This window comes from Hymenobacter aerilatus, assembly GCF_022921095.1.
In the GTDB taxonomy this organism is placed as follows: Bacteria; Bacteroidota; Bacteroidia; order Cytophagales; family Hymenobacteraceae; genus Hymenobacter; species Hymenobacter aerilatus.
Window position 1 is genome coordinate 1,866,161 of the sequence record NZ_CP095053.1, and the last position, 21,152, is coordinate 1,887,312.

Genomic DNA, 21,152 nt, shown 5'->3' on the forward strand with positions numbered 1-21,152 from the left:
TATTTGCAATACCTGCTGTTCTAGTGAAGTGGATCTAGTTACTTTGGCCTAACCCGCTTTCTATAATACAAATGTATATTGCTTTAATTAAACAACAATGCTTGTATCGTCTTTTTTTTATAAAATGTTACGGATACATCCAATTTTATTTAATAAACATAAAAAAGGCCAGTTTCACTTGGAACTGGCCTTTGACTAAGCGCGATTAGAATTAGAATACGACTACGTGCTTACTCCACTTCCTCAATTGGCTTGTGGTCGGGGCTCTTGTAATACTGCATGGCAATAAGCGCTACTATACTGGCACCCATTACACTTTGCAGCACAATAGCCAGGAAGGCAATAACTACCGACAAGTCGAAGCCAAACAGGTCGCGGGCCGAAATCTGGTCCATCAGGGCCGGATTGATGGCAGCATAGACAATGAAGAACAGGCCAAACAGTACGCCAGCTACTGCACCCGTGATAATACCGGTACCGAAGCCTTGCAAATACGCCATGTGGTCATCCTTGGCGTACTTAAAGTGGCGGATGGCCAGCGTTACGCCAATGGACATAATAATGCCATTTAAGAAACTGAACTCGATGCGGTCCGTGAGACCAAATAAGGAAGCAACGAGGAAGTAGACAATCATGGCACCTGTAGTGTAAATGCCATAGCGAAGGCCGTTTTTTTCGGGTGTTAGGCGAGCGTCACTCATAAAAGAAAAGTCGAAGAGAGTTGGACAGGAAGAGATAGGTATACGGAACTGCCACTTCCGGTTGGCTGTTACCAAACGCCGGGCAGATAAGCCGCATTCGGTCTTTTTATACTTTGATTGTCAACCGGATGTTGTGCCTGCCTACGCTTTTTTACTAGGTAGACCGGCATTTTATTGGTGCACTACCCTCCGCATCGCTTATAACGATAAGTAGCCTCCCGACCAATTTGCGTATTTTCGCGGGCGGTTGCGGTGCTTGGCGCCCCTTCACTCTGTTACTTCGTTTTCTACTACTACATGATTAGTACCTCCAACGTGAGCCTGCGCTACGGCAAGCGCGTGCTGTTCGAAGATGTCACCATCAAGTTTTTGCCCGGTAACGTGTACGGCCTCATTGGGGCCAACGGCGCGGGTAAGTCTACCTTTCTGAAAATCCTCTCGGGCGAGATTGAGCCCAACACCGGCTCGGTGGACATGCCCAAGGGCGCCCGCCTCTCGGTGCTGAAGCAGGACCAATTTGCCGCCGACGCCTTTCCGGTGCTTCAAACGGTGATTATGGGTCACACGCGCCTATGGAAGGTAATGGAGGAGAAAGACGCCATTTATGCCAAGCCCGACTTTTCGGATGCCGACGGCGAGCGGGCGGCTGAGCTGGAGGGCGAGTTTGCCGACTTGGAAGGCTGGAACGCCGAGTACGAAGCCGCCGAGTTGCTCTCCGGCCTGGGTATTTCGGAAGACAAGCACCAGACCCTGATGGCCGACCTAGGCACCTCCGACAAGGTACGCGTGCTGCTGGCCCAGGCCCTATTTGGCAACCCCGATGTATTGCTGCTAGACGAGCCCACCAACGGCCTCGACGCTGAAACCGTGCTGTGGCTGGAGAACTTCCTCGACTCGTTCCAGAACACGGTAATCGTGGTAAGCCACGACCGCCACTTCCTCGATGCCGTGTGTAACTACATGGCCGACTTGGACTTCTCAAAAATCACGATGTACCCCGGCAACTACTCCTTCTGGTACGAGTCGTCGCAACTGGCTCTGCGCCAGCGCCAGGAGGTGAACAAGAAGACCGAAGACAAGCGCAAGGAACTGGAAGAATTTGTGCGCCGCTTCTCGGCCAACGCTTCCAAATCCAAGCAGGCTACCTCGCGCCAGAAGCTGCTGCAAAAGCTGACGCTGGAGGAGATTAAGCCCAGCTCGCGCAAGTACCCGTACATCGCCTTCAAATCGGAGCGCGAGGCGGGCAATCAGCTGCTAAGCGTGGAGGATCTAGCCGCTTCGGTAGATGGTCATACCCTTTTCCGCAACGTAACTTTCTCCCTTGACAAGGGCGACAAGATAGCCATTGTGAGCCGCGACGACCGGGCGGCTTCGCTGCTGTTTGATATTCTGTTTGAGCAGATCAAAGCCGACAAGGGCAGCTACAAATGGGGCACCACCATCACACCTAGCTACTTCCCCAAAGAAAACACTGAGTTCTTCGACACCGACCTGAACCTGGTAGACTGGCTGCGTCAGTACTCCACGGAAAAAGACGAGTCGTTTATCCGCGGGTTCTTGGGCCGGATGCTGTTCTCGGGCGAGGAGTCGCAGAAGAAATCCAACGTGTTGAGCGGGGGCGAGAAAGTGCGCTGCATGCTTTCCAAGATGATGATGGAAGGTGGCAACGTACTCACGCTCGACGACCCCACGAACCACCTCGATCTGGAAAGCATTCAGGCCCTGAACAACTCCCTGCGTGACTTCTCGGGCACGCTGCTGTTCACTTCTCACGATTTGCAATTCATCGACACCATCGCCAACCGCATCATCGAGCTCACGCCCGACGGCATTCTGGACCGGCGCATGAGCTACGAAGAATACCTGGCCGACGACCATCTGAAGGCGCAGCGCAAGCGCATGTACCAATTGGTTTCGTAGCAGCGTTACAGCCCTGTATGAAAAAGCTTTTGCTCGTGCTGAGCGTAGCGGTAGGGGCCGGCTTGGCCCCTACCCTCGCCCAGGCCCAGACTACCCCTACCCCCGACACCACCCGCACGCAGCAGGCCAAGCCCCAGCTGAATACGGCCCCGCCCGGTGCGCCCGCCCGTCAGGCACCGGCGCCTACCCCCGCGCCGGCCCGCGGCTATGAGTTAACTACGCCAACCCCTACCCCCGCGCCGGTTACCCCCGCCCCACAGCCAGGCGTCCCGGCCGACCAACCCGGTACGCCCGTGTACCGGCCCAATCCCAACAGCCCGTCGGGATTGGAGTTTCCGCCAGGCAGTCGGGCCAGCGAGCAGCCCAAGCCCTTGCGACGCTACTTCGTGTACAGCAACTTTGGATTGGGCCTGAGCAGCATCTATGGCCTGACGCAATTCAGCGCCAGCATTGCGCCTGCGCTGGGCTACCGCATTACGGAGAAGCTGGCCATTGGTCCAGGGCTTTCTTATGCCTATAATAGCTACTCAGTGCAAGGCGGCGGGCGCGGCATCCGCACCAACAGCATTGGGGTGAAAGGTTTCCTGCAGTATATAGTTTACAAAGACTTTTTCATACACGGTGAGTATGAAGTAACGCACGCCGAGGTCCTATTTCAGGACAGCCAGGGCTATCTGTACCCCGGCAAGCTCACGGTACGCACCCCGCTAGCTGGGGCGGGCTACCGGCAGCGCTTCAGCGACCGGGCCGCCGCCGACATTGTATTGCTCTATAATTTCAATGGCAACGGACTAGATGACATCTACGGTCAGCCCGTTATTCGCTTTAGCTTCCTATTTGATATAGGAAGATAAACAGCTAGTACACCTAAAATACGAAAAGGCCGCTCCCTATACCGGGAGCGGCCTTTTTCTATGTATGCGGCTAGTGTGCAGTTGCTACACAGAGCTACCACGAATCAGACGCAGCAGCACGGCGATGATGGCAATAACCAGCAGCACGTGAATGATGCTACCACCTACAAAACCGCCAAAGAAGCTAACGGCCCAGATGATAACCAGAATTACGGCGATGATATACAACAGATTTCCCATGGTAGTGAAGAGTTTAGGTTAGGGATGGATGAAGGGAGAGAGAAACAAAAGGCAATCTGTTTATTCCTGATTGGTTGGCAAGAGTGAAACAGGTGCTTGTGGTCTTGTACGGGTACTTTCCTTAGAAGGATATATGCCGAAAAGAAAATTCTTTATTGTGAGAGTGCAACTACTATTTTCCTACCATTCATTTATTGCTATTCTATATTCAGCATGCCTACTGCCAACCTACTACCATGTAGACCGGTATTTCCTGTAATTTAGCAGCTTCAGGAGGCCGGTTTCACCCAGCCGTTATGGCAGGCATTTCATTGTAGGTCAACTGCTTTACTTCTGCATTTTTATTTCCCCACCCACTTCTCTTACTCTATCGTATGTTGCAAGTTGCCGTTATTGGCTCCGGCACTATGGGCAATGGCATTGCTCACGTGTTTGCTCAGCACGGATTTCCGGTTCATCTCATCGACATCAGCCAGCCTGCGCTGGATAAGGCGCTGGGCACCATTGGCAAAAACCTCGACCGCCAGGTAGCCAAAGGCACCCTCACCGAGACCGACAAAACCGACACGCTCGGGCGCATCACCGCCTTCACCTCCCTACCCGATGGTGTGCGCAACGCCCAACTGGTAGTGGAAGCCGCTACAGAAAATGAAGCGCTGAAGCTGCAAATCTTCCGCGACCTGGACCAGCACGCGCCCGCCGAGGCCATTCTGGCCAGCAATACCTCGTCGATTTCCATCACCAAAATTGCCGCTGCCACCCAGCGTCCCCAGCAGGTAATAGGCATGCACTTTATGAATCCCGTGCCGGTGATGAAGCTGGTAGAGGTGATTCGGGGCTACGCTACTTCGGATGAGGTGACAGCGCAGGTAATGGACCTGTCGCGGCAGCTAGGCAAAACACCTACCGAGGTGAACGACTACCCTGGGTTTGTGGCTAACCGCATTCTGATGCCGATGATCAACGAGGCTATCTATTCTCTGTTTGAGGGAGTGGCTGGCGTAGAGGAAATCGACACGGTAATGAAGCTGGGGATGGCCCACCCCATGGGGCCGCTCCAACTCGCCGACTTTATTGGACTGGATGTGTGCTTAGCTATTTTGCGCGTACTACACGACGGCCTTGGCAACCCCAAGTATGCACCCTGTCCGCTACTCGTGAATATGGTAATGGCTGGCCGCCTGGGCGTGAAGTCTGGCGAAGGGTTCTACACTTGGGGCCACGGCACCAAGGATCTGGTAGTAGCCGAGCGGTTTCGTAAGTAGTTTAGTCACGTTTCCTACCCTATTTACACTCCTATTAGGGTAGATACTCGCCTCAAAATTGCAACCCCAGTAAATCTGCCCGGCCCGCCGCTGACGTATACATAGTCGGTGGCGGGCCGGGCTATTGTTAAGCTGCATAGAATGAGCGCTATATAGCTTCTGAGCCGTCTGAGTAAACTTTTTTGCCTGAAATTTCCTTTCTACCGTATGATCAAATTGCTTACTACCGCGCTCCTGCTGTTGAGCTTCTGCTACGGCAGTTTCGCTCAAAGCACAACGGTTAAACCCTCTACCAAGACAACCAAGAAAATGGAATTAGCAACATTTGGCGCCGGCTGCTTCTGGTGCACCGAAGCAGTTTTTCAGGACCTCGAAGGCGTTGAAAAAGTGGAATCGGGCTATGCCGGCGGGCGTATTGCCAACCCTACCTATAAGGAAGTATGCTCGGGCCTTACTGGCCACGCCGAAGTCATTAATATCACCTACGACCCCGGCAAGATCAACTTTAAAGAGCTGCTGGAGATATTCTGGAAAACCCACGACCCTACTACGCTCAACCGCCAGGGCAACGATGTGGGCACACAGTATCGCTCGGTGGTGTACTACCACAATGACGAACAAAAGCAGTTAGCTGAGGAGTATAAAAAGAAGCTCAACGACGCCCACGCTTTCCCCAACCCCGTGGTAACGGAAATCAGCGCCGCGCCTACCTTCTATAAGGCCGAGAACTACCACCAGGACTACTACAACCTGAACGGCACCCAGCCCTACTGCCAGTTTGTAGTGAAGCCGAAGGTAGATAAGGTGAAAGCCGTGTTCGGTGATAAGCTGAAGAAGTCTGCCTCGGCAGCGAAGTAAGTCTAAACCACGGATTCGTTCGGATTTTCGGATGACACGGATTTTGTGAACGATTACAAACAAAAAGAGCTGCCCAAATTGGGCAGCTCTTTTTGTTTTAGTTCAGTTGCTTATGGTCAGGTCGTACACAAAATCTGTGTCATCCGAAAAATCCGAGCGAATCCGTGGTTTAGACAGCCACGTTGTGCTCGCGTAGAGCATCGTTGAGCGAGGTTTTGAGGTCAGTGCTGGGCTTGCGCTGACCGATGATGAGGGCGCAAGGCACTTGGTACTCACCGGCCGGGAACTGCTTGGTGTAGGAACCCGGGATGACCACCGAACGAGCCGGCACTATGCCTTTGTACTCCTTAGGCTCGGCACCCGTCACGTCGATAATCTTGGTGCTACCCGTGATGGTAACGCCCGCGCCAATAACGGCTTCCTTGCCGATGTGGCAGCCTTCTACCAGAATGCTACGCGAGCCGATGAAGGCGCCGTCTTCTACAATCACGGGGGCGGCCTGCACAGGCTCCAGCACACCGCCGATGCCCACACCGCCGCTTAGGTGTACGCCCGCGCCAATCTGCGCGCACGAACCTACGGTGGCCCAGGTGTCTACCATCGTGCCCTCGCCTACCCAGGCACCGATGTTGGTGTAGCTGGGCATCAGGATAACGCCGGGAGCCAGGTAGGCGCCGTAGCGGGCCGTGGCGGGCGGCACCACGCGCACGCCCTGTCCAGCGTAATCGGTCTTGAGGCGCATTTTGTCGCGGTACTCAAAGGGCGTCAGCTCGATGGTTTCCATCTGCTGAATGGGGAAATACAGGATAACGGCCTTCTTCACCCAGTCGTTTACTTGCCACTCACCGTCTTTGCCCTCGATGGGCTGGGCCACACGCAGACGGCCTTTGTCCAGTTCCTCGATAACGGCGTGGATGGCATCCGTGGTGGCGGATTGCTGCAACAGGCTGCGGTCGGCCCAGGCGGCTTCAATGATATTTTGCAGTTCGGAAGTATTCATATTAACTCTTGAAAACGGAATGAGCGGTAAAACTAGCGCCAGCGGCGGCTATGTTCCCAATATCAGGCGGAAAACATTCCGGCCGCCGCACCTGCTGATAAGTTTTCTACCGCTCCAGTTTAAAGCCTGCTTCCCGCGCCGGGCGCTGGTCGCGGTTGGCCACCTGCCAGCCGGTGAGGTACATCCACTGCGTCATTTTAGTGAGCTTGGCGTAGTCGATGCGGCTGGCTTCGTCCTTGGGTGTGTGGTAGTCCACGTGCAGCAGGGAGGTATACATCACGGCCGGAATGCCTAGCCGGGCGTAGGGCAAATGGTCGGAGCGGAAATACCAGCCCTCGGGGTGGGTAGGCTTGTCCCACTCGATATCGAGCTTGAACCTGGGGCCGGCTTGGTTAGCAGCTAGGGCTATGTCTACCAAATCCTGGGAGTTGCGGTGGGGCGGCGTAGAGCCCAGTAGGGCAGCGCTGTCGGGGTCGTTGCGGCCCATCATCTCGGCGTTCAGCACCACTACAATCGACTCCTGCGGCACGGTAGGGTTGGCCGAGTAGTAGCGCGAACCTAATAGGCCCCGCTCCTCAGCCCCGTGGTACACAAACAAGGCCGAGCGCCGAGCTGGTTGCTGCTTGAAGGCCCGCATGATAGCCAGCAGGGCCGCGCAGCCAGTGGCGTTGTCGTCGGCACCGTTGTAGATGGAGTCGCCGGCCACGGGGGCGCGGGCGCCGTCGTGGTCTTGGTGGGTGCTGAAGAGCACATATTCCTTTTTCAGCTGCGCATCGGTGCCGGGCATCCTGGCCACGATGTTCACCGAGGGGTAGGCAAAGGTTTCCACTTTCAGATTGGTGCTGAACTGCTGACCGGCCTGTCGCGCCCAACTTAGGGCATCGGCCGGCAGCCACACCACAGGCGCCTGATCGGCTGGTACCTGCACGTTGGCGTCGCCGGGTAGGCCATAGCGGCCCCGCTCGAAGATGTGGCTCCAATGGTCGTAGATGGCCTGCGCCTTGTCGTCCGACACAAACACCACGGCCACGGCGCCGGCCTTGGTCAGCTCGGCGGCTTGGTCGCGCAGCTTGGCAAACAGGTAGCGGCGGTAGCTGATGCCGTCGGTGGGGGCCCCGGAAATCTGCAAGGCTACAGCTTTGCCTTTTACATCCACCTTTCCTACCTCAGCCGGCGTGGCGGTGCCCACAAATACCAGCGGCGCCGTGATGCTGGCGTTGGTGGGGGCCACAATTACGGCATCGTGGTTGGGCCGGAGCTGATGCGACCCGATACGCAAGGTGCTGACGGGTGTGAGGCGGGTGCGCTGGAGCGAGAAAAATTGAAAATACGTACCATCGTCGCCGGCGGGCTCCAACCCAATGGAGCGCATTTGTTCGGCTATCCAGGCGGAGGCGCGCAGCTCGTCGAGGGTGCCACCTTCCCTACCCCGATACTTGTCGTCGGCCAGCACATACAGGTCGCGCTTGATGTCGGCTTCGCGGATGGCAGCTTCAGCTTTGGGGGCTTTCGTGGTTGTCTGGCGGTTTTTCTTTTGGGCTGAAGCCGTGTGCGGGTCTGCAAGTGTGAGGCCCAGCAGCAGGCAACTCACAGCTGCCTTGTGCGTGATGTTCATGCGGAGAGGATAATAGATAAGTAGATGCAAAAGGCTATGATAAGGAAAAGGAATGAGTCTGAACCACGGATTCGCTCGGATTTGTCAGATGACACGGATTTCGTGAGTAGGAGCTATTGGGAAGGCTTGTCATCCTGAGCTTGCGAAGGACCTTCTCACGGCAGAATGACAAGCGAAACAACGACTCGCTCACGCGTGAGAAGGTTCTTCGCAAGCTCAGAATGACAAAACGCAGCAAAAACCCCTCGTCTACAAAATGAATCCGTAGTTCAGACAATTTCATACCTGCCGTAAAACCGGCATCTTTGGCCTCAACGATGCCGCCTACCACTATCCTGCTTGCCTCCGTTCTCAAGCCCCTCGACGACACGCGTATGTTCGGTAAATTTGGCCGTACGCTGGCTGAGCGGCCTGGAATCCAGGTGCACGTGGCAGGCCGACGCGCCCCGCATCCGCCCGATGCACCAGCCAACCTGCACACGCACGAGTTGCTGGTCGGTTCGCGCCTGAGCTGGCAGCGTTTGGCGGCGCAGTGGCGCTATTGGCGGCTATTGCAGCGGGTGCAGCCGCAGTTGGTGGTGGTGCACGCGCCGGAGCTGCTACCCCTCGCGCGGCTATGGTGCAGCCAAGGTAGGGAGCGTCATTTTATATATGATGTGCGGGAGAACTACGCCCTCAATATCCTGACGCAACAGGTCTACCCCCAGGCACTGCGGCAGCTACTAGCCCGGCTGGTGCGGCGCATCGAAACGACGGCAGCGCGGCAGGCGGCGGCGCTAGTGCTGGCCGAGCGCAGCTACGCTGGGGAGCTTCCCTTTGCCGAGCCGGCCCGTACGGTGGTATTGGAAAATAAATACCAGTCTCCGCCCGGCGAGCCGCTGCCTGCAGCCCGCCATGTCCTCCCCCTACCCCCCGCGCCGCTGGAGCTGCTGTACTCCGGCACCATCTCAGAGCTAAACGGGGTGTTCGATGCTATTGCTTTCACGCACGCGTTCCGGCGGGCGTGGCCCACGGCGCGGCTCACTATTATTGGTTTTTGCCAGCAACCCGAGGTACTGCGCCGTTTGGAGCAAGCTGTAGCTGCGGCCCCAAATGTCCTCACACTCATCGGCGGCGACCAACTGGTACCGCACCGGGAAGTGGTGCAGGCCATCCAACGCAGTCACCTGGGGCTGCTACCCTACCGCCCTCACCCCAGCACTTGGCGGTGCCTACCTACCAAGTTGTTTGAATATGCTGCGCACGGCCTGCCCATGTTGCTTCCCGACAATGCACTGTGGCTGACTACGGCGCGGGCCTACGGGGCGGCACTGCGGTGCGCTGACTTCGCGCAGCCGCCCGCACAGCAGTTGGCGGAGGAACTGCGCCAGACACGCTTCTATCCGCAAGGCGCTCCTGAGAAGGTTTTCTGGGCTTCCGAAGCCACGAAATTGTGGGCCGTAGTGGATGCTATTCGGTAACTGCCGACCTTCGCGCCCCGTTTGAACAATCAGGGCGGTGTTTTTTTTACCTTCGACCGTTCCTTTTTCCCATCTTACTGCCCACCCCAACGCTTTACCGCTTATGTCTACTCTCCGTTATTCCGAAATTGCTGGCGTTGGCCACTATGTACCCGACCGCGTAGTTACGAATGCCGACATCGAACAGCTCATGGAAACCACCGATGCCTGGATTCAGGAGCGCACTGGTATCAAAGAGCGGCGCTGGTTCACGGAGGGCGTAGATACTACTGCTAACATGGGCGCCAAAGCTGCCCGCCGGGCCCTGGAAGCCGCCGGCCTTACGCCCGACGACGTGCAGCTCATCGTGTTTGCGACCCTCTCGCCCGACTACTTTTTCCCTGGCTCGGGCGTGCTGTTGCAACGCGAGTTGGGCATGAAAGACGCCACTCCAGCCTTCGACGTGCGCAACCAGTGCTCGGGATTCATCTACTCGCTTTCCATGGCCGACCAGTTCATCAAGACCGGCATGTATGATACGGTGCTGGTGGTAGGCTCCGAAATTCACTCCTCGGGCCTCGATAAATCGACGCGCGGGCGGGCCGTATCTGTGATTTTTGGCGATGGTGCCGGCGCCGTGGTGCTGCGCCCTAGCACCCGCGAGGGTCACGGCATTCTGAGCACTCACCTGCACTCCCAGGGTGAGCACGCCGAAGAGCTGATTGTGAAAGAACCCGGCTCGAACCGCGAGGGCCGCGTAGATTACGCCATTGCACACGAGCCTGATATGTACCCCTACATGAACGGCCAAAACGTGTTCAAGCATGCTGTGGTACGCTTTCCCCAGGTCATCAAGGAAGCACTGGATCAGAATGGCATGCAACCTCAAGACATCGACATGCTGATTCCTCACCAAGCCAACCTACGCATCACGCAGTATGTGCAGCAGAAAATGGGGCTCACAGACGATAAAATCTTCAGTAACATTCAGCGTTACGGTAATACTACCGCCGCTTCCATCCCTATTGCCCTCAGCGAAGCCGTGCAGGAAGGCAAAGTGAAGCGTGGCGACTTGGTGTGCCTGGCGGCCTTTGGTTCCGGCTTCACCTGGGCATCGGCTCTGATTAAGTGGTAAAGCGTCGTTTGTATTATTTGTCATCCTGAACGCAGCGAAGGACCTTCTCACGTTTGCACGGTACTCGTACCAACGACTCGTTCTATGGGCATAAGGTCCTTCGCAAGCGGACGCCAGATAAAGGATGACAAATGGCTTAGGATAACAGACTTCTCCAAACAACAGCGCGAAAACTCACAATTTCACCTTCTCACCATTTCACAACTTCCCTTGCCTAGCTACACCGAGGAAAACTACCTGAAAGCCATCTACAAGCTCTCCGAAGCCGAGCCCGGCGTGGAAGTCAGCACCAACCGCATTGCGGAGGCGCTGCAAACGCGGGCAGCTTCGGTAACGGATATGCTGCGCCGCCTCGGGGAAAAAGGGTTGCTCGACTACCAGCGCTACCGGGGGGCTACCCTCACCCGTGAGGGTAGGCAGGCGGCCTTGCTCACTATCCGGCGACACCGGCTGTGGGAGGTGTTTCTGGTGCAGACCCTGGGCTTCAATTGGGACGAGGTGCACGAGGTGGCCGAGGAGATGGAACACTTGCAGTCACCCTTGCTGCTGCGGCGGCTCGACGAGTTTTTAGGATTCCCCCAGCTCGACCCTCACGGCGACCCGATTCCGAGCGAAGACGGCGCCGTGCAGCGCCCCCGCAGCCGTCTGGTGGCCGACCTCACGCCCGGCGAGCAGGGTACCGTGGTAGCGGTGAAAGACACTTCCCCCGCCTTCCTGCGTTATCTAGATAAGGTAGGTTTGAGCCTGGGCGCTCAGCTTGAAGTATTAGACAAGGTAGAATTCGATAATTCACTAGAAATCAAAGTAAATCAACAACAAAAAGCTTTAATATCAGCCGAAGTGAGTCGGAACTTACTGGTAACCCAGTAGGTGCTGTGCATCTACTGCTGCTGCTTGGCAACTTATTAACCCGGCAATCCATGCTAGGGTAGCCTGCGTATTTTTATGACCGAATTCGCTTAGATTTTTCTCCGTGGCTGCTTTCCTTCCCCCTACTCTTTCTGATACCATCATTGCCTTGTCGACGCCGCCGGGCGCAGGCGCTATTGCGGTGCTGCGCCTGTCTGGTCCGTCGGCCATTGGCATCACCGACCTGGTATTTCACGGTCATCAGCTGGCCGACCAGCGTGGCCACACGATGCACTATGGCACCATCCGCGACGAGGGTAGGATTATCGATGAGGTGGTGGTGTCGCTGTTTCGCGGACCGCGCTCCTACACCCGCGAGGATGTGGTGGAAATCAGCTGCCACGGCTCCAACTACATTGTGCAGCAGTTGCTGATGCTGCTGGTGCGCTGCGGCGCCCGGCTGGCCGAGCCTGGCGAGTTCACCAAGCGGGCTTTTCTGCGCGGTGCCCTCGACTTGGCCCAGGCCGAAGCCGTAGCCGACCTCATTGCGGCCGATTCGGCCCTATCACACCAGGTAGCTATGCAGCAGATGCGCGGCGGCTTCTCGCGGGAGCTGCGCGACCTGCGGGCGCGACTGGTGCAGTTTGCCTCGTTGCTAGAATTGGAGCTGGACTTCGGCGAAGAAGACGTAGAGTTTGCCGACCGTACTGGGCTGGTGGCGCTGAGCCAGGAAGTGCAGGCTCTGGTGCGCAAGCTGCTGCGCTCATTCGAGTTGGGCAACGTCATCAAAAACGGTGTAACAACTGTTATTGCCGGTCGGCCCAACGCGGGCAAGTCTACCCTGCTCAACGCCTTATTGCACGAGGAGCGCGCCATCGTATCGGCCATTGCCGGCACCACCCGCGACTTGATTGAGGACGAAGTGAGTATCGACGGCATCCGGTTCCGCTTTGTGGATACGGCCGGCCTGCGCGATACCACCGACGTGGTAGAATCCATTGGGGTAGAGCGTACGCGGCAGCGGGTGCAACAAGCAGCTGTTGTACTATATCTATTTGATATCACGAGCACTTCGCCCGCTCAACTTGAAGCAGAAATTGAAGACCTACGCCTACCTGCCGGCGTTTCGGTAGTGGCCGTGGGCAACAAGCTAGACGTGGCCTCCGACGACGAAATCAGCACGTTTAGTGCCCGACCCGATACCGTTCTCATTGCCGCTTCCCGCGGCGACGGTCTCGACGAACTGCAAACGGCCCTACTCGAGCACGTGCGCGGCGCCGGCCTCGACCGCACCGGTAGCAGCACTATCGTCACCAACCTACGTCACGCCCGCAGCCTAGAGGCTACCATTGCCGCCCTCGATGCGGTGCTAGTGGGTCTGGCTACCGGCGCCGGCACCGAGCTGGTGGCCGCCGACCTGCGCCAAGCCTTGGGCGCACTGGGCGAAATCACCGGCGAGATTTCGTCGGATGATTTGCTGACCAGCATCTTCACACAGTTCTGTATCGGGAAGTAAATCCCCATGTCATTCCGAACAGCGTGAGGAATCTGAGTCAACATATGATGGTTATGCCTGCGTAGCTAGGGCCGTTACGCGGGCATTTCTTTCTCTTCTGCAACCAGTTATTCCTATGTCGCGTGTTAACTCAGATTCCTCACGCTGTTCGGAATGACAAACTCTCTACCTATGCTTTCTACCCTGAACCCCTCTGCCCTACCCGACGCGGACGCGTTGCGCCGCTTATGCAAGTCGCTGGCCGCGCTGGATGTCGTGAACTCGCCGGAGCCCGAGTATCGGTACTACACCTACAATCCGGCGTGGGATATAGAGGAGGAGCTATTTGAAATGGCCGATGGCGAGGGCGACCAGATGCTGGTGTTGTTTCGGCCGGAAGGCTGCTGCATCAATGGCTACTTGCAAGACTACGACCAGCCAGATAAAGCCGAGGTAACCCGCGGCCTGCCCGAAGCCTTCGATGAATTCGTATTCGGAGAGCCGGTCAATTCCATTGGCACTACGTTTTGCCTGTGGTACACGCCCGCGCATGGCTGGCAAACTGGGGTGGTAGAAAACGAAGACGACGGCTCCGACGAGTTGCTGTTCATCTTCGACCAACAGCCCGACACCTACACCGACTGGGCCACCGAGTACTACCTCGACGAAACCGACCGCCAGCCCATCGACCCCGATGCCGTAGCAGCTGTATACCGCCACGAACCGCTTACGAAAGCCGCTGCCCTGGCTATCAACAACGAGCTGGAAGATTGGCCGCAGCTGGAAACCGATTTACAAAGTATTGGTTTTCCTTACAATTTGGGGTAGTCAGCAACTCCCTGCTACACGCCGCACCTGATTTTCTATGGCCGCTTTCACTACCCACGTCTACACCTCCGAGTTGTATGACCGTCCGGCCCTGGCAAGCAGTCAGGCGCTGGACTGGCCGGGGGTGCGGCTGGAGCGCTACCAACTAGAGGCCATGACTCTGCCAGCCCACTACCACGAGCAGCACCTGCTACTTGTGCACCAGGGCGAACAGCCGGTGGTAGCTAGCAGGCGCACGGGCGGGCACGTAGAGGCCGACCGGTTTTGCAAAGGCGATGTAGGCCTGTATCCGCAGGGGGAGTACGGACCGTTTGGGTGGGATGGTCCCGCGGATATCATTCACGTACACCTAGATGCGCAAGCCTTGGAAACTCGCGCCCGCCGCGACCTAGACGTATCTTATTTTGCCCTGCGCGAGCGGTTTCGCAGCGAGGATGGCTTACTGGCGCAGGTAGGGCAGCAGTTGCTGGCGGCCGCCGGCCGGTCCCATACCTTAGGCCACCTGTACAGTGAGTCGCTGGTTACGGCGCTCAGCTACCATCTCATTGAGCACCACGCCACTTTTGAGCGCCGCTTACCGGGGCGGACCCAGGGCCAGCTTCCCACGGCCGTGCTCACCCGTATCGACGCGTACCTGGAGGCCCACACCGAGGCCCCTATTACGCTGGAGGCCTTGGCCGATCTGGCTAATTTAAGCGTCTTTCACTTCGCCCGCCGCTTCAAGCACACCACTGGCCGCTCACCCTACCAGTATGTGCTGGACTGGAAAATCCGGCGGGCTCGCGCCCTGCTGCGGGCCGGCGAGCTGCCCGTGGCAGCCATTGGCGACGCGTTGGGTTTTGCCTCGCCAGCGCATTTTGCAGCCTCCTTTAAGCGGGCCACGGGGCGGAGTCCGCGCGCGTTTCAGCAGGGCTAGGCTACACAACATAAGCGCAAGAATGCGTAAGTAAAGCGCAAGAATCAGGCATTGGACCGAGAGAGGTTAGAGGACCTTTGGGGTAGTTAAAGTCGCCGCGGCAAAGCGGCTATTTCTTCCCCATCCCTCTTTTTATGAATCCTTTACTTGTAGTGGCCGGCGCGACGGGTAACCTCGGCAGCCGTATAGTTAACGCCCTGCGGCAGCGTGGTGCGAATGTGCGAGTGCTCGTGCGCCCCGAAACTGCCCCCGCCAAAGTTGACAGTTTAACCCAACAGGGAATCGACGTACGCCGCGTCGATTTTGCGGACCTCCCTACCCTTACTCAAGCCTGCGCCGGAGCCGACTGTGTGGTGTCGGTGCTGGCGGGTCTGCGCGAAGTCATTGTGGAAGCGCAAACGCAGTTGCTTCAGGCGGCCGTAGCTGCCGGCGTGCCTCGGTTCATTCCGTCTGATTTTTGCAGTGACTACACCCAGCAGGCACCCGGCACCAACCGCAATTTTGACCTGCGGCGGGCGTTTCAAGCCCGCCTCGACCAGGCGCCTATTGCTGCTACGTCTATTCTCAACGGCGCTTTCGCCGAAGTGCTGACCTACAACATTCCGCTGCTCGACTTTCAGCAGCAGCAAGTGGGCTATTGGGAAGATGCCGACTGGCGCATCGACTTCACCACCATGAACGACACGGCTGCTTTCACAGCCGCGGCCGCGCTGGACCCGGCTACCCCCCGCTTTCTGCGCATTGCCAGCTTCCAACCCAGCCCCCGCGAGCTGGTTACCCTCGCTCAGCAGGTCGGTCGGGGAGATTTTGCACTGACGCGGCTAGGCTCCCGTGCTGACTTGGCCGCGTCCATTGAGCATGCACGGGCGGCCAACCCCGCCGGCGAGCAGCAGCTCTACGCCGACTGGCAACAGATGCAGTACCTGCTCAGCATGTTCAGCGTGCAAAACCAGCCCCTCGACAATGCCCGCTACCCAGACCTTACTTGGACTTCTGCCCTCACCTTCCTAGCGTCTTAGTTTATGCAACCTGATACTTCCAACACTCTAGGGCCTTATTCTGACGAAGCCCTTATTCAGCACCTGCCCGGCTTCACCAATCACTACGCAACCGTGAACGGGGTGCAGCTCCATTACGTGGATGGCGGCAGCGGTCCAGCCCTTATCTGTCTGCCAGGCTGGCCGCAGACTTGGTACTCCTACCACCCTATTGCGGCTGAGCTGGCCCAACATTACCGGGTTATCATTGTGGATATTCGGGGCATGGGCAGCTCTGAGAAGCCCGCTGTCGGCTACGACAAGAAGACGATGGCCCAGGATATCTACGCTCTATTGCGCCACCTGAACATCGAAAAAGCATCTCTGCTCGGTCACGATATCGGAGGGATGGTTGCCAGCAGTTTCGGCTTTAACTATCCACAGGCCACGGAAAAATTGATTCTGGCCGACGGCGCTCATCCCAGCGAAGGTATGCGGCAGATGCCACTACTACCCTCCCCCGGCGCCTTCACCGAAAAGATGGACGGGCAGCAACCCTACGTTTGGTGGATGGCCTTCAACCAGGTGAAGGAGCTACCCGAGCAACTTCTGGCCGGACGTTTTCAGTATCTGCTAGACTACCTATTTCGCTACGTGATGCTGGATGAGTCCCGCATGTCGCCCTTTGACCGGGAGGTGTACGCGGCCGTGTATAATCAGCCCGAAAATATCCGCGCAGCCACGGCCTGGTACCAAGCACTGAATCAGGACATTGCTGACGCCGGCACCTACGAGCGCCTAACCATGCCGGTGCTGGGTATTGGGAGCCGCGTATCGTTCAACTATTTGCAGATGAGCTTGCCGTATATGGCCGAAAACGTTGAGGTAGTGGGTATTCTGGATAGTGGCCACTACATGTTCGAAGAGAAGCCAGCAGAGGTGCTGGACGCTGTGTTACGTTTTTTACAACCTATCGAGTAAACTTCTCCTACTGTCCCCCTACTGGCGCGAGTTACGCTGCGCCAGTAGGGGACAGTAGAATAGTAACTACACTGCCTACCCTAGCCACGCATACAAGCCCGCGGCCAGGACTGCGCCAATCAACGGTCCTACCACCGGAATCCAGGCGTAGGACCACTCGCTGGAGCCTTTGCCCTTGATAGGCAATAGAGCGTGCGCGATGCGCGGCCCCAGGTCGCGGGCCGGGTTGATGGCATAGCCGGTGGTACCACCCAAGCCCAACCCTATTACCCACACCAGCAGCGCCACCGGCAGCGCCCCTACCGAGCCCAACCCGATAGGCGTGCGGGTAGGCGTAATTTCACCGCCCACAATGTAGAACACCGTCAGCACCAATACCAGGGTGCCTAGCGTCTCGCTGAATAGGTTGCTGAGGTGGTTGCGGATGGCCGGGCCAGTGGCAAACACCGCCAGCTTGGCCAGCGGGTCGGGCGTGCGGTCGAAGTGGTCTTTGTACATCACCCACACCAACGTGCTCCCCACAAAGGCCCCCGCCAGCTGCGCCCCGAGGTAGGGCAGCACCAGTGCCCAGGCAAACTTGCCGGCTACAGCCAGTCCTAGTGTTACGGCCGGGTTTAGATGGGCACCGCTGCTGGGCCCGGCAATGACTACCCCCACAAACACAGCCAGCGCCCAGGCCGTGCTGATAACCATCCAGCCGCTGTTGTGGCCTTTTGTGTCGGCCAGCACCACGTTGGCCACTACCCCGTTGCCGAGCAAGAGCAGCACGGCAGTACCCACAAATTCTGCTGCAAATGGGCTCATTGGGCGGCTGCGGTTGCTGGTGTAGCTTCTGATTTCGCCGCCGGCCTACCCTCCGACCACACTTGCAGCGCCTGTACGGCCCGGTTCCAGTCGGCAATACCGTCTTCGATACTGGCACGGTCGGGGCGGGGCGTATAGGCCGTATCGGCTTGGCCGAGGGCTTTGATAGCCTCTATGCTTGGCCAGTAGCCCACGGCCAGCCCCGCCAGGTAGGCGGCGCCCAGGGCCGTGGTTTCGGCCATATGGGGGCGCACCACTTTCGTATTCAGCACGTCGGCCAGAAACTGCATCAGCAGCTTGTTGGCGGTAGCGCCGCCATCTACGCGCAGCTCGGCAATGGGCAATTCCGCATCGGCCTGCATGGCACGCAGCACATCCATGGTCTGGTAGGCAATGGATTCTACGGCGGCCCGCGCCACGTGAGCCGCTTTCGTGGCCCGGCTCATCCCAAAGATGACGCCCCGCGCATATGAGTCCCAATAGGGCGCGCCGAGCCCGGCAAAGGCCGGCACAAAGTACACCCCGTCGGTGCTGCTTACCTGACGGGCCAGCTGCTCTACTTCGGCCGATGTTTTGATGATGCCCAGGTTGTCGCGCAGCCACTGTACCACGGCGCCAGCAATGAAAATGCTACCCTCCAGTGCGTACTGCACCTGCCCGTTTAGCTGCCAGGCCACGGTAGTCAGCAGGTTGTTTTGCGACGCTTTCGGCTCGGTACCGATGTTCATCAGCATAAAGCAACCAGTACCGTAGGTGCTTTTCACCATGCCCGGCTCGGTGCACAACTGCCCAAATAGGGCCGCCTGCTGGTCGCCGGCAATGCCGGCAATGGGAATCTTAGAAGCAAAAATGGTGGTCTTGGTTTCGCCGTACACCTCACTCGACTGCCGCACCTGGGGCAACATGCTGCGCGGAATAGCAAACAGAGTCAATAGCTCGTCGTCCCAGGTTAGGGAGTGAATGTTGAACAGCATGGTACGCGAGGCGTTGGTCACGTCCGTCACGTGCAACTCGCCCTGAGTGAAGTTCCAGATCAGCCAGCTATCCACGGTGCCGAAGGCCAGCTCGCCGGCCTCGGCCTGCTGGCGGGCACCCTCCACATGGTCGAGAATCCAACGCACTTTGCTGGCCGAGAAGTAGGCGTCGAGAAGCAGGCCGGTCTTGGCCCGAATCAGGTCTTCCCTACCCTGCGCACGCAGCTCGTCGCAGTACTCCGCCGTGCGGCGGTCTTGCCACACAATGGCGTTGTACACGGGCTTGCCAGTGTGGCGGTTCCAGACCACCACGGTTTCGCGCTGGTTGGTGATGCCAATGGCGGCAATGCTCTTGCCGTTCTGCCCGGCTTTCACCGTTGCCTCGGCCGCTACCCCTGCTTGCGTCGACCATATTTCCAACGGGTCGTGCTCCACCCAGCCCGGCTGCGGAAAAATCTGCGTAAATTCTTTCTGAGCTTGCGAGACTATCTGCCCCTGTTGGTCGAAGAGAATAGCACGGGAGCTGGTCGTTCCTTGGTCGAGCGACAAGATATATTGCTGCATGAAGGATAGTAAAGTGAGAGCGTATTGGGAAGAGCAAAAGTCTAATTCGGTTCGCTAAGTAGCACTTTTAGCCCGAAATCGTTTGCAGTTTGAGAGAAAGGAAAAGCCTTCAGGCTTTTTCCGTAGCTAGTAGGGACTGGTCCCGAAGTACGTAGTGCTGCGCCACCTTGCAGAACGCATCTACTTGCTGCTGCTCCCACTGCGCATCGTGCCCCAGCTCGCGGGCCAGCAATGCAGCTACCGTTGGCGCCATCCGGATAGCAGCCTGCGCATCCAGGAATAGCACCCGCACGCGGCGGGCCAGCACATCCTCCACCGTGCGGGCCAGCTCGTGGCGGGCGGCCCACACCACTTCGGCCTTCACAAACTCCAGGGTAGGATCCAGCTTTTCGCCTAGGGCAGGCTCGGCGGCAATGAGCTGCTGCAACGCAGGTTGGTCGCTGCCATACACGTAGAGGTGGTTGCTACGGTCGGGGGTAGGTAGGGCGCCGTGAATGGGAAGGTGCGCCGTTTGGCTCGGCGCCTTCGGGAGCTTACCTAGGGCAATAGCTTTATCCACAGTATCTTGACCCATGCGGCGATAAGTAGTCCACTTGCCGCCTGTGATGGTAATCAGCCCTGCTTCCGACACCAGAATCTTGTGGCTGCGCGAAATTTCCTTGGTCTTCTCTGAGTTATCCTGGGGCGCTGCTAGGGGCCGTAGCCCGGCAAAAATGCTCAGGGCATCGCTCCGTTTGGGCGGGCGCGCCAGGTAGCGAGCGGCAGTACGCAGAATGAAGTCGATTTCCTGTTCCAGCGCCTGCGGCTCCTGGCTGTACTCGTTCAGGGGCGTGTCGGTGGTGCCCAGCACTACGCGGCCGTGCCACGGCACGGCAAACAGCACGCGCCCATCATCGGTCTTCGGAATCATGAGGGCGTCGCCGCCGGGTAGGAAAGATTTGTCGAGCACGATGTGCACGCCCTGGCTGGGACGCACCAGCTTCTTGGCACCGGGCTGGTCCATTTGCAGAATATCATCTACGAAAATACCAGTGGCATTTACTATGGCTTTGGCCCGCAGGGGGTAGGCTTTGCTGGTTTCTAAGTCGGTAGCCAGTACGCCCGCCACTTCGCCTTGCTCGTTCTTCAGCAGGTTGCGCACCTCGAAGTGGTTGAGCAGCGTGCCCCCCTGCTCAATGGCCGTCTGGGCTAGATTCACGGCTAGGCGGGCGTCGTCAAATTGGCCATCGTGGTAGAGCACGCCGCCCCGCAGGCCGTCGGTTTTGATGTTGCCCAGGCGGCGCAACGTTTCCTTTTTACTGAGATGCCGTGAGGCTCCCAAGCTGAGCTTACCAGCCAGCAGGTCGTACATCGTCAGGCCGATGGTATAGAACGGGCCGCCCCACCACTCGTAGTTTGGGATGATGAAATCCTGATTTTTCACCAGGTGGGGCGCGTTTTTCAGCAGAAGTCCCCGCTCATACAGCGCCTCGCGCACCAGCCCAATGTCGCCCTGGGCCAGGTAGCGCACGCCCCCGTGCACCAGTTTGGTACTGCGGCTGCTGGTGCCCTTGGCGTAGTCTACCTGTTCTAGTAGTAGCGTTTTGTAGCCCCGACTAACGCCGTCGAGGGCTACTCCCAAGCCCGTGGCGCCGCCCCCAATCACAAGTAGGTCCCAAATAGGCTGGCTCGTCAGCTGCTGTAAGAGGGCTGCCCGCTGAAAGGTAGACCCGGTTGCTTGCTCACCCATCTTTTCGT

The 21,152-nt window shown here is 57.8% G+C and carries 19 protein-coding genes; 12 read left to right on the plus strand and 7 right to left on the minus strand.

The annotated features are described in order from the left end of the window. Window positions 1-230: 230 nt before the first annotated feature. Window positions 231-701, minus strand: coding sequence for a DUF4199 domain-containing protein (locus MUN82_RS07930; protein WP_245096449.1), 471 nt, complete (start codon window positions 699-701; stop codon window positions 231-233). A gap of 297 nt (window positions 702-998) precedes the next feature. Here MUN82_RS07930 and MUN82_RS07935 point away from each other — a divergent pair, with 297 nt between their 5' ends. After that, on the plus strand, window positions 999-2,621 hold the full coding sequence (locus tag MUN82_RS07935) for an ABC-F family ATP-binding cassette domain-containing protein (RefSeq protein ID WP_245096450.1): 1,623 nt from the start codon (window positions 999-1,001) through the stop codon (window positions 2,619-2,621). Window positions 2,622-2,638: 17 nt separating this feature from the next. Next, entirely contained in the window at window positions 2,639-3,475 is an 837-nt protein-coding gene (locus MUN82_RS07940) for a hypothetical protein (RefSeq protein WP_245096452.1), read from the plus strand. Between the two features lie 84 nt (window positions 3,476-3,559). Here the strand turns inward: MUN82_RS07940 and MUN82_RS07945 are convergent, their stop codons facing one another. Next, complete coding sequence (locus MUN82_RS07945; RefSeq protein ID WP_245096454.1) at window positions 3,560-3,715, minus strand: lmo0937 family membrane protein; 156 nt, start codon at window positions 3,713-3,715, stop codon at window positions 3,560-3,562. A gap of 374 nt (window positions 3,716-4,089) precedes the next feature. On the opposite strand from MUN82_RS07945, the gene MUN82_RS07950 reads away from it, so the two are divergent. Both MUN82_RS07950 and msrA read left to right on the plus strand, forming a co-directional pair. Beyond that, on the plus strand, window positions 4,090-4,980 hold the full coding sequence (locus MUN82_RS07950) for a 3-hydroxyacyl-CoA dehydrogenase family protein (RefSeq protein WP_245096456.1): 891 nt from the start codon (window positions 4,090-4,092) through the stop codon (window positions 4,978-4,980). A gap of 309 nt (window positions 4,981-5,289) precedes the next feature. After that, window positions 5,290-5,838, plus strand: a complete 549-nt coding sequence (msrA, locus tag MUN82_RS07955; RefSeq protein ID WP_245096457.1) for a peptide-methionine (S)-S-oxide reductase MsrA — start codon at window positions 5,290-5,292, stop codon at window positions 5,836-5,838. Between the two features lie 169 nt (window positions 5,839-6,007). Here the strand turns inward: msrA and MUN82_RS07960 are convergent, their stop codons facing one another. Beyond that, entirely contained in the window at window positions 6,008-6,838 is an 831-nt protein-coding gene (locus MUN82_RS07960; protein ID WP_245096459.1) for a 2,3,4,5-tetrahydropyridine-2,6-dicarboxylate N-succinyltransferase, read from the minus strand. A gap of 106 nt (window positions 6,839-6,944) precedes the next feature. Continuing rightward, the gene (locus MUN82_RS07965; RefSeq protein WP_245096460.1) at window positions 6,945-8,453 is read right to left on the minus strand and encodes a M28 family peptidase; all 1,509 of its coding nucleotides are present in this window, start codon (window positions 8,451-8,453) and stop codon (window positions 6,945-6,947) included. A 317-nt stretch (window positions 8,454-8,770) separates the two neighbouring features. Here MUN82_RS07965 and MUN82_RS07970 point away from each other — a divergent pair, with 317 nt between their 5' ends. From MUN82_RS07970 to MUN82_RS08005, 8 genes are all read left to right on the plus strand, one after another. Further along, entirely contained in the window at window positions 8,771-9,913 is a 1,143-nt protein-coding gene (locus MUN82_RS07970; protein WP_245096461.1) for a glycosyltransferase family protein, read from the plus strand. Window positions 9,914-10,016: 103 nt separating this feature from the next. Continuing rightward, complete coding sequence (locus MUN82_RS07975; RefSeq protein WP_245096463.1) at window positions 10,017-11,027, plus strand: 3-oxoacyl-ACP synthase III family protein; 1,011 nt, start codon at window positions 10,017-10,019, stop codon at window positions 11,025-11,027. Window positions 11,028-11,237: 210 nt separating this feature from the next. Beyond that, a complete protein-coding gene (locus tag MUN82_RS07980; protein WP_245096464.1) occupies window positions 11,238-11,897 on the plus strand; it encodes a metal-dependent transcriptional regulator in 660 nt (219 codons plus the stop codon). A 103-nt stretch (window positions 11,898-12,000) separates the two neighbouring features. Next, window positions 12,001-13,392 (plus strand): tRNA uridine-5-carboxymethylaminomethyl(34) synthesis GTPase MnmE, encoded by a 1,392-nt coding sequence (gene mnmE, locus MUN82_RS07985; protein WP_245096466.1) that lies wholly within the window; start codon window positions 12,001-12,003, stop codon window positions 13,390-13,392. A gap of 171 nt (window positions 13,393-13,563) precedes the next feature. Next, complete coding sequence (locus MUN82_RS07990; RefSeq protein WP_245096467.1) at window positions 13,564-14,199, plus strand: hypothetical protein; 636 nt, start codon at window positions 13,564-13,566, stop codon at window positions 14,197-14,199. 37 nt (window positions 14,200-14,236) lie between these two features. Further along, window positions 14,237-15,115, plus strand: coding sequence for a helix-turn-helix transcriptional regulator (locus tag MUN82_RS07995; RefSeq protein ID WP_245096469.1), 879 nt, complete (start codon window positions 14,237-14,239; stop codon window positions 15,113-15,115). 134 nt (window positions 15,116-15,249) lie between these two features. Further along, entirely contained in the window at window positions 15,250-16,134 is an 885-nt protein-coding gene (locus MUN82_RS08000; protein WP_245096471.1) for an NmrA family NAD(P)-binding protein, read from the plus strand. A gap of 3 nt (window positions 16,135-16,137) precedes the next feature. Next, window positions 16,138-17,073, plus strand: a complete 936-nt coding sequence (locus tag MUN82_RS08005; RefSeq protein ID WP_245096472.1) for an alpha/beta fold hydrolase — start codon at window positions 16,138-16,140, stop codon at window positions 17,071-17,073. Between the two features lie 75 nt (window positions 17,074-17,148). Here the strand turns inward: MUN82_RS08005 and MUN82_RS08010 are convergent, their stop codons facing one another. The 3 genes from MUN82_RS08010 to MUN82_RS08020 form a co-directional block, all read right to left on the minus strand. Beyond that, the gene (locus MUN82_RS08010; protein ID WP_245096473.1) at window positions 17,149-17,877 is read right to left on the minus strand and encodes an MIP/aquaporin family protein; all 729 of its coding nucleotides are present in this window, start codon (window positions 17,875-17,877) and stop codon (window positions 17,149-17,151) included. Further along, window positions 17,874-19,415: a glycerol kinase GlpK gene (gene glpK / locus MUN82_RS08015; RefSeq protein ID WP_245096474.1), complete on the minus strand. Its 1,542-nt coding sequence runs from the start codon at window positions 19,413-19,415 to the stop codon at window positions 17,874-17,876. The genes MUN82_RS08010 and glpK overlap by 4 nt, the downstream gene beginning before the upstream one ends. A gap of 109 nt (window positions 19,416-19,524) precedes the next feature. Further along, complete coding sequence (locus MUN82_RS08020) at window positions 19,525-21,144, minus strand: glycerol-3-phosphate dehydrogenase/oxidase (RefSeq protein ID WP_245096476.1); 1,620 nt, start codon at window positions 21,142-21,144, stop codon at window positions 19,525-19,527. Window positions 21,145-21,152: the final 8 nt, after the last annotated feature.